This window comes from Bifidobacterium sp. B4142 (assembly GCF_026537325.1).
GTDB lineage: Bacteria > Actinomycetota > Actinomycetes > Actinomycetales > Bifidobacteriaceae > Bombiscardovia.
In genome coordinates this window covers 193,197-207,678 of record NZ_JAFNMJ010000003.1, presented here as the reverse complement: position 1 = coordinate 207,678, position 14,482 = coordinate 193,197, and the positions used below count along the sequence as shown (strand labels likewise).

The 14,482-nt window shown below is 54.9% G+C and carries 14 protein-coding genes; 9 read left to right on the top strand and 5 right to left on the bottom strand.

Annotation, left to right across the window (positions count from 1 at the left end; all coding sequences use genetic code 11):
- Window positions 1-6: 6 nt before the first annotated feature.
- Together J3U06_RS06895 and rimM are read left to right on the top strand one after the other, a co-directional pair.
- Window positions 7-240, top strand: a complete 234-nt coding sequence (locus J3U06_RS06895; protein WP_267444720.1) for an RNA-binding protein — start codon at window positions 7-9, stop codon at window positions 238-240.
- Complete coding sequence (rimM, locus tag J3U06_RS06890) at window positions 237-842, top strand: ribosome maturation factor RimM (RefSeq protein ID WP_267444719.1); 606 nt, start codon at window positions 237-239, stop codon at window positions 840-842. The genes J3U06_RS06895 and rimM overlap by 4 nt, the downstream gene beginning before the upstream one ends.
- A gap of 105 nt (window positions 843-947) precedes the next feature.
- Here the strand turns inward: rimM and J3U06_RS06885 are convergent, their stop codons facing one another.
- Genes J3U06_RS06885 through J3U06_RS06875 form a run of 3 tightly spaced genes read right to left on the bottom strand, consistent with a single transcriptional unit; the run spans window position 948 to window position 3,969 of the window.
- Entirely contained in the window at window positions 948-1,652 is a 705-nt protein-coding gene (locus tag J3U06_RS06885) for a LutC/YkgG family protein (protein ID WP_267444718.1), read from the bottom strand.
- Complete coding sequence (locus J3U06_RS06880) at window positions 1,649-3,154, bottom strand: LutB/LldF family L-lactate oxidation iron-sulfur protein (protein WP_267444717.1); 1,506 nt, start codon at window positions 3,152-3,154, stop codon at window positions 1,649-1,651. Before J3U06_RS06880 ends, J3U06_RS06885 begins: the two co-directional genes overlap by 4 nt.
- Window positions 3,151-3,969: a (Fe-S)-binding protein gene (locus J3U06_RS06875; RefSeq protein WP_267430712.1), complete on the bottom strand. Its 819-nt coding sequence runs from the start codon at window positions 3,967-3,969 to the stop codon at window positions 3,151-3,153. The genes J3U06_RS06880 and J3U06_RS06875 overlap by 4 nt, the downstream gene beginning before the upstream one ends.
- A gap of 356 nt (window positions 3,970-4,325) precedes the next feature.
- Here J3U06_RS06875 and J3U06_RS06870 point away from each other — a divergent pair, with 356 nt between their 5' ends.
- Window positions 4,326-5,342: a YdcF family protein gene (locus tag J3U06_RS06870; protein WP_267444716.1), complete on the top strand. Its 1,017-nt coding sequence runs from the start codon at window positions 4,326-4,328 to the stop codon at window positions 5,340-5,342.
- A gap of 30 nt (window positions 5,343-5,372) precedes the next feature.
- Here J3U06_RS06870 and J3U06_RS06865 read toward each other — a convergent pair whose 3' ends face one another.
- Window positions 5,373-6,776, bottom strand: a complete 1,404-nt coding sequence (locus tag J3U06_RS06865) for an MFS transporter (RefSeq protein WP_267400573.1) — start codon at window positions 6,774-6,776, stop codon at window positions 5,373-5,375.
- A 281-nt stretch (window positions 6,777-7,057) separates the two neighbouring features.
- Between J3U06_RS06865 and trmD the strand changes: the two genes are divergently transcribed.
- The 6 genes from trmD to J3U06_RS06835 all read left to right on the top strand — a co-directional run bounded on the left by trmD (window position 7,058) and on the right by J3U06_RS06835 (window position 13,882).
- Window positions 7,058-8,005 (top strand): tRNA (guanosine(37)-N1)-methyltransferase TrmD, encoded by a 948-nt coding sequence (gene trmD, locus J3U06_RS06860; protein ID WP_267400572.1) that lies wholly within the window; start codon window positions 7,058-7,060, stop codon window positions 8,003-8,005.
- Between the two features lie 1,131 nt (window positions 8,006-9,136).
- Window positions 9,137-9,799, top strand: a complete 663-nt coding sequence (locus tag J3U06_RS06855; RefSeq protein WP_267400571.1) for a bifunctional 4-hydroxy-2-oxoglutarate aldolase/2-dehydro-3-deoxy-phosphogluconate aldolase — start codon at window positions 9,137-9,139, stop codon at window positions 9,797-9,799.
- 121 nt (window positions 9,800-9,920) lie between these two features.
- Complete coding sequence (locus tag J3U06_RS06850; protein ID WP_267444715.1) at window positions 9,921-11,273, top strand: MFS transporter; 1,353 nt, start codon at window positions 9,921-9,923, stop codon at window positions 11,271-11,273.
- Between the two features lie 7 nt (window positions 11,274-11,280).
- Entirely contained in the window at window positions 11,281-11,856 is a 576-nt protein-coding gene (locus tag J3U06_RS06845; protein WP_267444714.1) for an AAA family ATPase, read from the top strand.
- A gap of 18 nt (window positions 11,857-11,874) precedes the next feature.
- Window positions 11,875-12,855 (top strand): N-acetylglucosamine kinase, encoded by a 981-nt coding sequence (locus J3U06_RS06840; protein WP_267444713.1) that lies wholly within the window; start codon window positions 11,875-11,877, stop codon window positions 12,853-12,855.
- Window positions 12,856-13,039: 184 nt separating this feature from the next.
- Complete coding sequence (locus tag J3U06_RS06835) at window positions 13,040-13,882, top strand: DeoR/GlpR family DNA-binding transcription regulator (protein WP_267430720.1); 843 nt, start codon at window positions 13,040-13,042, stop codon at window positions 13,880-13,882.
- On the opposite strand, the gene J3U06_RS06830 is transcribed toward J3U06_RS06835, so the two are convergent.
- Window positions 13,864-14,481, bottom strand: coding sequence for an RsmD family RNA methyltransferase (locus J3U06_RS06830; protein ID WP_267400564.1), 618 nt, complete (start codon window positions 14,479-14,481; stop codon window positions 13,864-13,866). The genes J3U06_RS06835 and J3U06_RS06830 overlap by 19 nt on opposite strands.
- Window position 14,482: the final 1 nt, after the last annotated feature.

The window sequence follows — 14,482 nt, the reverse complement described above, 5'->3', positions numbered from 1 at the left end:
GCTAACATGCTTGCACAGGCCGTTGAGCACCTGATCAGGAACATCGTGGACTTTCCCGATGACGTGTCGGTCAAGTCCCACGAGAACTCTCGCGGAGAGCTGTTGAGGGTACGGGTCAACCCCGAGGATATCGGCCGTGTGATCGGCAGGGGCGGCAGGACCGCCAACGCCATCCGCTCCGTGATCCAGGCGCTGGCCGACCACAAGGTGCGCGTCGACATCATGGATGTGCGCCGGTGAGCCCCAGCCGGTCCACCAATCACGACCCGCAGGGTCCGGACCCTCAGCAGCCAAGGTTGCTGAGGGTCTGCCGTATCGGCCGCGCCCAGGGACTCAAGGGCGAGGTCAACGTATATGCTTACACCGACGAGCCTGAGCGGCGATTCGTCCCAGGTTCCCAGTTGCAAACCAAGGACGGACAGATTTTCACGGTAGCCTCCTCCCGCCGCTTCAAACAGCGTTGGATCGTCCTCTTCAAAGGGGTGGAAGACAGGAACGCCTCCGAAGCACTGAACGGCATCGAACTGTATGTCCAGGCTGATCCAGCCGAGGAGCTGGCACAGGAGGATGCCTGGTACCCCGAGGATCTGATCGGACTCGAGGTTCGCATGGCCCCAGGCAACTCACTGGGCGAGCCTGCCGGACGAGTGGTCGGCCGCGTCAGCGACGTGCTGGACGGTGTAGCCCAGCAGCAGCTGCAGATCTGCATGACTACCGAAAAAAGCGACGATGATGCGGAAGGGCTGATACCCTTCGTCGAGGCCTTGGTGCCCCAAGTCGACATTGAAAACGGGTACGTGGCCATCGATCCACCTGGAGGACTTCTGCCCGGTCTGGGCTGAATCCATCTTTCAACAAAACCGTAAGTGGGGAGTCAGCGCCCCTTTTCGAGCCGCTGACTCCCCACTTACGGGAATGCGCCTGCCTAAGCAGGAAATGTTGTAGAGCTACATGTCTTCAACCACCAGATATGTCATATCCAGAGGGCCATGCACGCCCACCACGATCACCATCTCGATGTCGCCCGTGTTGGAAGGGCCGGTGATGAAGTTGATGTTGGAGGTCTTGAGCTCGCCCGAGACCAGAGCCGGATCATAGTAGTCCATGGCCTGCCGGGTTCGGGGCAGGATCTTGGACTTGCGGATGATGCTCAGATAGTGCACCGGCAGGAAGTGGAAGGCACGACCCTGGCCAGGAGTGGTAGCTACGGTGATGGTGCCCGACTCCGCCAGCAGGAAGTCCGCAAAGGCGATGGCCGTACCAGACTCGTCGGCGGTCTTGATGTTCTCTTCGCGGCTGGCTCCCGGCTTCCAGAAAGTAGCGGGCGGATTCAGGCCGTCCCTCCACTCCTCCAGACCGAAATCTGCAAACAGGTCGGAGGTGGGCAGCATCACATGGTCGCTGTCATCCTTGCGCGAATCGATGAACTCATCCAGAGCAGTGGGCAGGCCAGCCTTGGTACAAGTACGGAAGTCCACATGGACGGCTTCGCTGCTCTTCCGGGCGATCTCCAGCAGCTCATCCTGGGTGTGGCCAGACAAGGTGGTCTCCGGCAGGTCGTTGACCGGCACCAAAGGATGATCCTTGAGCTGGTGGCGGGGCCGTCTGCTCTTCTTGGCCAGGTAATCCAGGAATACCTCACGATCGGTCATGCCTGCTGCTCCTTCTTATGATGAGCGAACCAACTGTGGAAGTTCTGCCCGTGCTTGGGCGGATCCGGCAGATCACGAACCTTGGTCCATCCGCCGAAGACGAAGGGCATCCATTCCACGTGCCGATCACTGGCGAAGAGGTTCTTGGCTGTCTCCGGCTGCTTCTTGGATATAGGCGTCAGCATGGTGTGATCCACCCCTAGGGCGGTACGGAAGAGCGAGGAGTGGCCGGTTCCCAGGCCCATGACCCTCATGACTGTGTCGTCGATCAGATTGGCCTGGGACTGATCATCCATCATGATCCGCCTGTGCTCGATCATGAGCTGATGCAGGGGAATCTTGACCGGGCAGGTGGCCGTGCATGCTGCGCACAGGCTGCAGGCGTAGGGCAGATCCCCGAAGTCGTCGTAGCCACCGTCCAGCACTGGCGAAAGCACCGAGCCCACAGGACCGGGATAGATGGATCCGTAGCCGTGACCGCCGATGTGCCGGTAGATGGGGCAGACGTTCAGGCAGGAAGCGCAACGGATGCACTGGAGAATGGGCTCGAAAACCGTTCCCAGAGCGTTGGAGCGGCCGTTGTCCAGAATTACCACATAGACATCGTCCGGCCCGTCCGACTCCTGGCCGGTGCGTGGTGCAGTGTAGGTCAGGTAGGAGGTCAGCTTCTGGCCGACAGCGGACCGGGCCAGCATGTTGTCCATGGTCTCGGCCTCCTTCATGGTCGGCACCAGACGCTCCATGCCCATGACCACCACCTGGGTCCTGGGGATGCACATGGCCAGGTCGGCGTTGCCCTCGTTGGTCACCAGGTTGATCATGCCCGTGTCAGCCACGGCGAAGTTGCAGCCGGTGATGCCCATGTCGGCCTCAAGGAAGTGCTTGCGCAGAACCTTGCGCGAGAATCGAGCCATGTGCTGAGGATCGTTGTCGCCCTTGTAGCCCAGCTTCTTCTCGAAAACCTGACGAACCTGTTCACGGTTCTTGTGCAGGGCAGGGAAGACCAGATGCGTGGGCTGGTCCCAGTCGTCCTCCTCCAGGATGAACTCGGCCAGGTCGGTCTCCAGCACTTCCAGGCCGGGCACAGTCATCAGCGTAGGATCCAGGTTGATCTCGCTGGTCACCATGGACTTGCTCTTGACGACGTGCTTGGCCTTCTTTTCGATGGCGATCTGCTTGATGTACTGAGCAGCCTCATCGTCGGTCTGAGCGAAGAAGACATGGCCGCCGCGCTTCTCTACATTGTCGGCGAATTCCTCCAGGTAGTCAGGCAGGTAGCGGATGACGTGCTGGCGAATCTGCTCGCCCAGGTCGCGCCACTGTTCCCAATTGCCCAGTTCCTGACGGGCGGCCTCCCGCTTGACCCACTGCGCATCCTGGGCCTTGGCCACGGCCTGTTGGGCAAATTCGTCCTGTTCGGACTCTTTGACCCTGGTCAGGAAGGGAGCCTTGCTGGTCCGCAGATATTGCGCAGCCTTCTTGCCATTGACCATGCTGCTCATACCAGAGCCCCCTCTTCTTTGGCAGCCCTGAGGGAACCCGCGGCCCCTTCGCCTGCAGAGCGGCCTTCCACATACTTGACGCGGCTCATGTCCACGTTGTGATTGAGCACCTCAGCCAGGTGCATGATGGTGATCTTCTCGCCACGCCGGTTGAAGCGGCCGCCGATGTTCATCAGGCAGCCTGGATCGCAGGAGATGAGGACGCTGGCCTTGGTGCTGAGCACGTCGTTCACCTTCTCATCCACCATCTGCTTGGAAATCTCAGGCTCCTTCATGGAGAACATGCCGCCGAACCCGCAGCAGTTCTCGATATGCGGCAGGGGTACCATGGTCAGACCCTTGACGTGGTCAAGCAGGACGAATGGGCTGGTCCGCTCCCCCAGCAGCCGTGTCATGTGGCAGGAACGATGGTAAGTGGCCACGGCGTTAAGTTCGGCGCCCGCATCCAGCACACCCAGCACACGATAGAGGAACTGCGAGAATTCATAGGTCTTGTCAGCCATGGTCTGGGCCTTGGCCGCGTAGACCGGGTCGTTCTTGAGATGGAAGGGCAGCTCCTTGAGCATATTCACGCAGGAACCTGCAGGACCCACGATGTAGTCGGCATCCACGCTCAGCAGGGCATCGACCTCGTTGCGCATGACCTGCATGCTCTCCTTGACATACCCGCTGTTGAAAGTGGGCTGGGCGCAGCAGATCTGCTGCTTGGGAAGGTAGGTGTCACAGCCGAACCGCTCCAGCACCTCCACCATGGCCTTCCCCACGTTCGGAAACATGAGGTCCACCACGCAGGTGGAGAATATTACTACTTTCATTACCGCACCTCTCTACAACCTTGCACGCCAGGTCCGAACCATCTCCGGATCGCGGAGAAACCCAAAATCACTTGAACCCCTAATCCTTCCAACGCATCGCTGCCTTGCGACCGACCACGCCCATGGGGACACCGATGTGCAATCCTGAAAGGACCCATCATTATCATGGTCTCGACCTGGAATTCGCGCCGCCGGGAATCGCCCACCCTCAGCTTTTGAACGTGTGAGATTTACCACATCTATGGTACCACGGCGGTCTGGGAAGCGGTGGCATGTCAAGGACGAGCAGCGACTCATCTATTAGCTACAGTGGAATACAACCCTGCCAGTTCGTCCTCGGGAAGGGGAATCACGGCATGACCAACTACCTGCAACTCCTCCTGCTCTATGCACCCGCCATCATCTTCGGCCTGCTTTTCCTCTGGGACCTGCACAAGGAACCACGGCAGTTCCGCAATGCCATCTGGCTCCTGCTCCTGCTGCTGTCCCTGGGCGGAGCGCTTCTTCTGCAGTTCGGGATGCGCTGGCTGATCCTGCCCCTGGTCATCCTGCTCATTGCCTCTCCCCTGCTGGTGATCTGCTTCCTGCTGGCCAACACGGTCATCGTCATCCGGCATGAGGGGATCTCCCTGACCACCCTGTTGCCGGGACTGCTAGCGCTGGCCGTGGTGGCCTACATGTTTCTTTCGCCCCTCCTGGCTGGGTTTGGCGCCCCCTCATGGCTGCAGAAGCTGGCTGGGCTGATCGACCTGGAAGCCACCTGGTTCTTCTTCTCCTTCCTGGCCCTGCTGCTCTATTCCAGCCTTTACAGGCTGCTGCCCCGCAAGCGTCGCTACGACTACATCATCATCCACGGAGCAGGTCTGCGCGGCGAAGAACCCACGCCTCTGCTCCGGGGACGGCTGGACAAGGCTGTAGACCTCTGGAAGCGGCAGGGACGCCTGGGACGCTTCGTGGTCTCCGGCGGGCAAGGCCCCGACGAGGTCATCAGCGAGGCAAGGGCCATGGCACAGTATCTACTCAACTCGTGTGGGGTGCCAGCCGAGGCCATCATCATGGAGGACAGGTCGACCACAACCCTGGAGAACCTGCGCTACTCCAAGCAGATCCTGGATGACCGCTACGAGATGGGCACCGGGCCTGAGCATTACCGGGTGGCCCTGGTCACCAGCGACTACCACGTCTTCCGGGCCAGCGAATATGCCAGCAAGGTGGGACTGAATGCCGACGGGATCGGCTCACACACCAAGGGCTACTACTGGCCGACTGCATTCATCCGGGAGTTCGTAGCCATCACCCGCATGCACTGGTGGCCCTACCTGGTCCTTGCACTAGGCTGGGCCGTCTGGGTCGGTATCTCATTGCTCAATTAACACCATTGGCCTTCCGAAAGGAATCAGAGGTCATACAACCTGAACCCCACCTTTATCCTGACTGGCCAGGCTGTGCTCTAGGAACCAGGCCACCAAGAGGATGACCAGGACGATGAGAAACACGAAAACGAAAGCCCAAACGGCCCCGAACTGGAAGGCCTGAGCGCCGGCATGAATCCCTCTGGCCTTGGGCATGCCCGTGATGATGGCGGCCAGAACGCCGGTCGAGGCGGCGCCTGAATACTGCTGAAGGGTGTTGAAGAGTGCGTTGCCGTCAGGCACCAGTTTGGCTGGGATATGCTGCAGTCCGACCGTGAGCAGGTTGTTGAAGACGCAAGCCTGACCGACCATGTAGCAGGCGTAGAGAAGAACCATCAGCGGAACAGACAAGTGCCGGCTGAGAACCAGGAAGCCTAAGGCCGAAAGGAAGAAGGCAGTGCTTCCCACAGCGAGCAGTCCACGCAGGCCATGGCCATCCAAATAGCCGCCCGTGATGGGCTGGCAGAGGGCCGAGAGCAGGCTCCCCGGCAGCAGAAGCAGGCCGGCCACGGTGGAGGTCTCTCCCAGGACGGACTGGGCCATGTTGGGCAGGATGAACGTCAGGCCAATCTGAACGAACTGGACCAGGAAGTAGAGGATCAGGGCAAGGGTGAAGGTACGGTTCCGGAAGACCACGATGTTGATTAGCCTGGTGCGCTGATGCGTAAGGGTCCAGATCCCTGCAACCAGGGCCAGAACACCGATGAACAGAGACAGCCAGGTAATAGGACCGTGCACATCCAGGGTGCTCAGCCCCAGGGTCAGTCCAGTCAGGAAAATACCCAGAAGAAGGAACTGGAGCCAGGCGAAGGGTCCGACATGGGCGCTCTCCCTGTCTACTGAGATGAGTGCTATGACCCCAAAAACCAGCTCTATGGGCAACACGATCAAAAAGATTGCTCGCCAGGATAAGGCTTGGATAACGGCCCCGCCAAAGGTCGGCCCCAGGGAGGGCGCCAGAGCCACCGCCATGCCGGCGCTGCCCACGTAGCGACCCTGGATGTGAAGAGGGACCTTCCTCATAATCAGGGAGAACACTAAAGGAAGAGCGATACCAGTACTGATGCCCTGCAAGAGACGTCCCGCCATAAGGACAGGAAAACATGGAGCAAGGATGCACATCAGGTCGCTGCACAGGAATATTCCCACGCTGGACAGAATCAATGCACGGGTCGTGAATGAATGCTCCAGCCAGGCGGCGGCCAGAACCGTCAGGGCTACCACCAGCAGATAGCCGGTAGTCAGCCATTGGACCGTGCCCAGCCCGGTGTTGAAGTACCGGGTCATCTCCGGAAAAGTGACATTCAGCGAGGTCTCCAAAAGGACCCCGCAGAAGGCGAGCCCGGCAGTGCCGGTAATCAGCAGTTTTGTTCTCTTATCAACATGGTCGACCATGGACCGTCCGCTCCTCACATATCAGACTGTTCGCATAGCCATCACCACGGATCCGTACGGCATGACATCGTCCGATGCCGCTCTCATTGCTGTTTGCGCAACGGTTATAGCTCTCTGGCTGCGTTGATGACATCTTCCAAGGTGGCGCCGGGCTGACAATCGCATGCTACGACGAGCCGGTTCGCCTCCACAACTTTTGAAGACCCAGCCAGTGTAGCACCCGCAGACGCACCAATCCGTGTCCACTCCGAACCTAAACCAGTTTCGGTAAAGTTGGTGACATGCAAATCGATATCGTCTCCGTCTTCCCCGAGTATTTTGACGTAACTGGGCTCAGCCTGCTAGGCAAGGCCCAGGAGAAAGGCCTGGTGACCATACGCGCCCACAACCTGCGCGATTGGACCCATGACGTTCATCACTCCGTGGATGATACGCCGGTAGGCGGCGGAGCAGGCATGGTGATGGAACCCGAAGTCTGGGGCCAGTGCCTGGACGACCTGCTGGACATGCCAGACGAATCGACTCAGCAACAACCGTCTGCGGACCAGACAGCCGGCACCGCTGATGTTACAGAACACAAAGAAGCAATGAAGAGTTCCGGCATCAAAAGCTACGGCATAGCATCCGAAGCAGATTCATCTGCAGACAGCCGCGAGGCAGGCGTGACCGAACCAGTCCTGATCTTCCCCAATCCATCCGCGCCCCTGTTCACCCAGGCCGATGCGACCGAGCTGTCGCAGGCGGAGAGGCTAATATTCGGCTGCGGCCGCTACGAGGGCTACGATGCACGCATCCCCGACTACTACCGGAATCAGGGAATCGACGTCAGGGAGTACTCCATCGGCGACTACGTGCTCAATGGGGGCGAGGTGGCCGTCTCGGTCATGCTGGAGGCAATCACCCGGCTGCTGCCCGGCTTCATGGGCAATCCCGAATCCATCGTGCAGGAATCTTACACAGGCGATGAGCCACTGCTGGAGTATCGCCAGTACACACGCCCCACCACCTGGCGTGGCATGGCCGTGCCCGAGATACTGACCAGCGGCGACCACGGAAAGGTGGACAGATTCCGGCGCGACGAGGCCATCAGGCGAACCAGTCGGATCCGTCCCGACCTGATCGCCCGATTGGACTGCTCCACTCTCGATAAGCATGACCGCCGTCTCTTGGAGGATCTGGGCTGGCGAGCTTCAGGAACCCATCCGATCCGACAGGATACGAATGAATAGGAAGACGTTCAGCTGATACAGCAAACTCACACACAGACGATTGCCTTAAAAAGGATTCATGATCTCGGTAAAAAATCTGTGAGGCACCTTACCCGGAGGTTCCAGGAAGCATAAGACATACAAATTAACATATCTGCTAGGCTGTCCTAGCCCTTTTTCCATCCTGACTCTGGTACCAGTCTGTTTCCAACTCAGAATCATTATCTAGTAAGGCTGCTGGTACCCTCGCAACTTGAATCAGTGATCTGCCAGACTAAGACAGCTGTGTACCCGATTGCAATTACCAGCCCTTGAACTGTTGACAGCCAGGCAGGACGGTCTCTGTCAAAGACGCTATAATAGTGTTAAAAATTGTTCTTTTTTGGGTTCCCTCGATACCTGTTGTGAGCCGTAAAAAGCAATGCCCGCCCTCAGGAACAGCGTAAAGCCAATGCAGTCACGGCCTTAGAGAAAGCCTTATAGCATCGCTGTCGAAGAAGTCCTTCCAGATATTGTTGCTCTGTCAGACAGCTTCCTTTTCTTTCCTTTGCAACATCATGGCGTGCAGACCTGTTATCTGCACATACATGCACACGTTAACCAAGTCGCCGACTATCATTTCGACATCATTGCATATTTTGATCGCATTCTTGCGAGTTGCTGCCTCTTTGGTGGATATAGCGGTACAACCTGGACTCGGTGCATTTGCTCGCAGACCATACCCCCCCCCCTGTATAAGGTCCGCAAGTCGGCTTTATGACAACGATAGTTACTTAACTTACTATCCCTATTTGCACCCCTCGCGTAAGCACCCCTAGAAGTGTTCCTTTTCAAATACCGATCTCCTCCTCCCCCCCCCCCCCTGGGGTCCAATCAACATCAGCCGAGACTCTATTACGGTAATGTCGCCAGGTCTGGAAACCTGACTATTCAATCGAAATTAGGGCCATCGCCTTACCAGCGATACATCAAAAGGCTTCGTCTTATGTTCTGTTTCGATTTCAGAACCTCCGTTATTAGCTACGGCTACGGAAATGACTGACCCCTCTCCTCAAAGGCACTTTCCCTTCGCGCACGAGATTAAAGGAACAGAGTATCGTGTTGTGAAAAATTGTGATATCTTTAACAAGTAATCACAGTAAAGGAGCTGTAATGGATATAAAGCAACATAGAATTTCTGACATCGAAGCGGTCGGAGCTTTTCTCATTGTGCGGAAATCATCTGCGGAGTCAGCTTATGCGATTGCAAGCACCGCAATCGACAGTGGCTTACGAGCAGTTGAAATCGCCTACGGGACACCCGATGCCTTAGGAGTAATCGAAAAGTTAGCAAATAAGTACCCGTCCGAGGATGTGCTGATTGGAGCAGGGACAGTTATTGACCACCATGGTGCCGCTGCGGCTGTTGATCATGGAGCAAAACTCCTGGTGAGCCCGTATTCGGTTCCTGAAGTCATGGAAGTGGCTGAACGGTTCCAATGTGTGTCGATAGGAGGAGCCTTTACTCCGACGGAAATGATGAAGGTGCTGGCTATGGGCGGGGACATAGTCAAACTTTTCCCTGCAGAATCCTTGGGACCCGCTTATGTCAAATCCATCCATGCCCCACTTCCCCAGATACCAATCTCGCCAACAGGCAAGGTTAACGCGGACAATATCGGGCAATGGCTTGATGCAGGAGCTGTCTGCGCCGGCATAGGGGGGTACATCACCAACGCGACATCCTTGGACGAAGCTTCACGCGCAACAAAGCGAATCATTACCGCAGTCAAAGAGTGGAAAGCAAAAGAGGAAGAGAAGAACAGCCAACAATAGCCATCGATGTGTATGGAACTGGCAATCACTGATGACTGTAATGTTCCAACACCAATGAAGGAATAGATGGATCCGCGGGGGAATTCCACATTGCTAATTTCATAAGGAAGTGAAAGAAAGCATGCAAAACCAAAATCACCAGTCTGCCGCACTAGCAACAGACAAAACATCCGGTGTGCAGATAGATGTTCAAGCAAAACGCAGAAAACTCGAAACCTACGGATGGTGGATGGTGGCCATCATCACCCTGGGCGGAGTCATCAACTACCTTGATCGTTCCACTTTATCCATCGGCAACACAACCATTCAGGGCCAGCTAGGTTTCACAACCATCCAGATGGGCCTGCTCCTATCGGCATTTTCATGGCCATACGCCTTGGCCAACCTACCTGGAGGTTTCCTTATTGATAGGTTCGGCCCCAAAAAGGTATTTCTTGGATGCCTTGCTGGATGGTCAATCGTTGCTATTTTGACTGGATTCGTCTCTAATTTCGTTTCCTTCTATATCGCTAGGGTCTTCCTAGGTATTGCTGAGGCTCCCTTCTTCGCCGCGGGGCTGAAAGCAGCTCAGTATTGGTTCAATGCCAAGGACAGATCCATGCCAGTCAGTGTGATCAATACTGGCTCTCAGATCGGCAACGCAATCGGCCCGCCCTTGCTGACCGCCCTTCTAGTCACTTTCAGCTGGAGAACCATGTTCATCATCGTAGGCGTGGCAGGACTGGTGGTTGCCATACTTTGGTGGTTTTTCTATCGGGACCCCTCCGAAGCAGAAGAGAAAATCATCATGTCAGGTTCAGAGGAAGAGGATGAGGCAGAGACACCCGCAAAGAGCAAGCATGCCGTCAGGGAGTGGCTATCCCTGTGGAAACTCCCCAATACCTGGTATATGACCATTGGCTGCTTCATGATTTTCTACACAGTATGGGTCTATATAACTTGGCTTCCTGGCTATCTGGAAAAGGCCCGCGGTCTCTCTCTAAAGGGTACCGGATGGGCTGCCGCTGTTCCTTACATCTTTGGCATTCTTGGGGTTCTCTTTGGCGGCTGGATAAGCAAACGATTCATCACAAGAGGGATGAAACCCATTGTCGCAAGGAAAATTCCCATTGTTGGCGGAGCCGTGCTTTCAGCCTGCGCCGTGGCACCAATTGCATACGTTGATTCCTTCGGGCTATCAATGGTTCTTCTCTGCATCGGATACTTCGGAGCTCAGGTTCCCATCGGGTGCATCTGGACTCTTGCGGCTGACGTTGCGGACAGCAACCAGGTTGCCTCTTTGGGATCTATACAGAACTTCGGCGGCTTCCTAGGCGCTGCTGTTGCTCCGATCGTAACTAGCTACATACTGACTAAAACCGGCGGCAGCTTTAACCTTGTCTTCGTTGTAGGAGCCATCGCATTGATTCTCGGAGCCTTCTTCTACGGGGTTATGGTCAAAGACCGTCGCACAGCATCTGTTACAGGAAAGTGAAGCGACGATGACCAAGGCCGTTTTCATTCTCGGGAGAGCTTGTTCAGGCAAGACAACTCTGGCCCTTGCTATGGCTCGTAAAGCCAGAGCTGTTTACCTGGACAAGGACACTATGGTGAACGAATTCACCCGGCGCATAATGATCCTGGCCGGCGAGCCCGAATACGCCCGAGACGAGAGCCATTACTATACCAATGTGGTCAGGCCACTCGAATACTCGTCTCTATTGGCAGTGGGCTCATCCAACCTTCAAATTGGCCAAGATGTCATATTTGACGCACCGTTCACACCATATTTGAAAGACAGAAAGTTTCTCGACAAAGTCATGAAGAAACATAAATGGCCCGGACAGGTGGAGTCCTACGTCATCTACGTCGAAACCACTAAATCCGAACTCCAAAAAAGGATGAGAGCCAGAAATCTTGACAGGGATTCCTGGAAACTCGAAAATTGGGATCGATATTGGGAAGGTAGCGCGCTCCCGCCACCGGAATGGACAGGATCACAACTCATTCGCTACATCAACGATGCAGAGGCCAGGTCTGAAACCCTCATTTCTTGCATATTCCCAGATTCCGTTTAAAACTCAAAGGAGAGCAATATGAATAAAAAGGCAGCAGTGCTGTGTTTGGATGCTGGTCAAACCGGGGTAAGAGCCTGTATCGATATTCCCAAGCCCGATGGTGGCGAGGAGCGAATAGACCTACCCGAAAAGCCAGGCGTAAAAAACAGTCACCCGCTGATTCCTCAGCTGATTGAAAGGACCCACGATGCTTTCCGCATGTTTTCGAGGTATCAGAATGAACCTATGAACATCGGCAAAGACACCACAATTGGCTCAATCTGCGTAGGATCCTCCGGCCTTTCCAAAGACTGCCGCGCAGAGGACTTCCTGGATGGTGTATCGGATTTAGGCATATCCGAAGTTTTCCTGGCACATGATTCAGTGACGGGTTATCTAGCGGCTCTGGGACATGAGCGTTATGGAGCCGTCGTCAGCGCCGGAACCGGTGTGGTCACTCGTGGGGTCGGCCCCCACCTGACCAAACGTGTGGACGGCTGGGGGTGGATGATTGGAAATGCCGGCGCCGCTAGCTGGATGGGTAAACTCGCTTTGGAAGCGGCCATGCGTGCTTATGACGGTCGCGGACCGCAGACCAGGCTAACTAAAGTAGCTGAAGAGCACTTTGGACGGCTTGACAAAATATATTTGAAGCTGTACTCGGATGACCAAAGTACCAAGCATCTGGGAAGCATGGCCGAAGACGTGACCAGGCTGGCCGGTGAAGATGCCGTTGCCTTTGAAATCTGCTCAAAAGCTTCAAAGGAGCTGGCAATATCAGCATATACAGCTTTGAGAAAAGCAGATGTGGATAAATATGCTGACATTGCAGTCAGCGGCCGCGGCAGTGTCTTTAATTCACGATTCATCTCAGATCACTTCATCATGTATATTCATTCCATGGTGCCTCATGCCAACATCATCGATCCGATTGGAGACCCACTGTCCGGAGCCAGGCAACTTGGCTATATTGAGCCAGACAATCCCCTGCACAGCCTGATAGCGCACGCGATCAAGTAAGCAGAAAGTGCCGGGGATAGAAAGACTCTCCGGCACTTCTATCACTCATATTCATAATTAGAAGCAGTCGAACACCTCGAAAGGGCAATCGAATTCAATCCTGATAATCACAACGAATCACTATTTTTTACAAAATAGTATATTTGTTGACAATAAATAGAAGCTGACCCGTATTATTGGAAATATGCGAAAGAAGAAAAGTGAAGCGCTGATTCCGGCAGAGCGTCACACAAAAATACTCGATTATCTCTCGCATGAAAACATCCTCAGCATTAAAAAACTCACAGAATTACTCAATGTTTCACATATGACTGTTCGCAGAGACATTGCAACGTTGATCGAAGAAGGCAAGGTTGCTCCTATACGCGGCGGGGTGACCTTGTCCGAAAACGGAAAACCGGTTCCAGCTCCTTTGAAGCGATCTAATAGATCAAACATCAACATACACCTGAAAAAAGGCATCGCAGAAGTCGCCGCACGCTTTATCAATGATAATTCGATCATCTATCTGGATCCTGGTACAACTACTTATGAATTGATCCCTTATATAAAGCGCAAAAAGAACCTAACAGTGGTGTCCAACGATCTCATTATCGTCAACGACCTCATTTCCAGTGACTTCCATCTAATTCATACGGGTGGCGAAATCGACAATCAGACCATGAGCTCAGTCGGCCCCATAGCCATCTCCGCAGTGCAGAACATCAATTTCGACATTTATTTCATGTCAACACCGGGATGGTCTCTTGAATATGGGGTGACTTCGCCTGACATCGAACGTTCGCAGCTCAAGCAGGCTGTACTCAACAACGCCTTTCAAACAATATTGATGGCCGATTCAACCAAATACAACTCAATTTCTTTGGCCAAAGTATGTAGTCTCGATCAAATCGACCATATAGTCACCGACCAAGGGTTAGAGAATGCAGTCGCTGAGAAAATCAAGCAAACAGGCATCCCACTCCATCTCGCAGCCCCAAACGATGGGGAAATAAAGGGAACAGCTCCTCAGGCTGATTCGATGTAGTAAACCGAAGTTTCACCGTAGGATCTGGATTGGGATATAACCCAGGCAACAGGCGGCTCAGGGGGATTCGAACGCCCGGAACGTTCCAGGACCATCACTGAATTGGAGCCAACGAATTGCCTTTCAACTAGACCATTCATGATCTCCTGACAGCCTTCTGTAGGTAAATCGTAAGGTGGATCCATAAATATAAGGTCGTAAGGTCCTTTCATTGGGCATGACTGGCCAGCGGAGAAATCAGTATTCATGTTGGTCTCAAAGGGCCTGACAAAGCGTTCCACTTTGGTTCTGCTCACATGTATATCCATGTCTGAATTCCAAGCGGGATGATGGGCCAGCTTGGCTGCCGATCTGGACAAAAGCCCAGCGGCACGTCCGGATGACTCAACAGACTCCAAGGAGGAAGCTCCACGTGACAAGGCTTCAAACCCTAAGGCTCCAGTGCCTGCATATAGGTCTAGCACCTTGGCTCCATCCAAGGCACCGATAGTCTCCAGATGGGAGAAAATGGCCTCCTTGGTGCGATCGGTGGTGGGCCGGGTGCCCTTGAGGGCTGCAGGAACGGGAAATCCCTTGAAGCGGCCGGCGATGATGTGCATA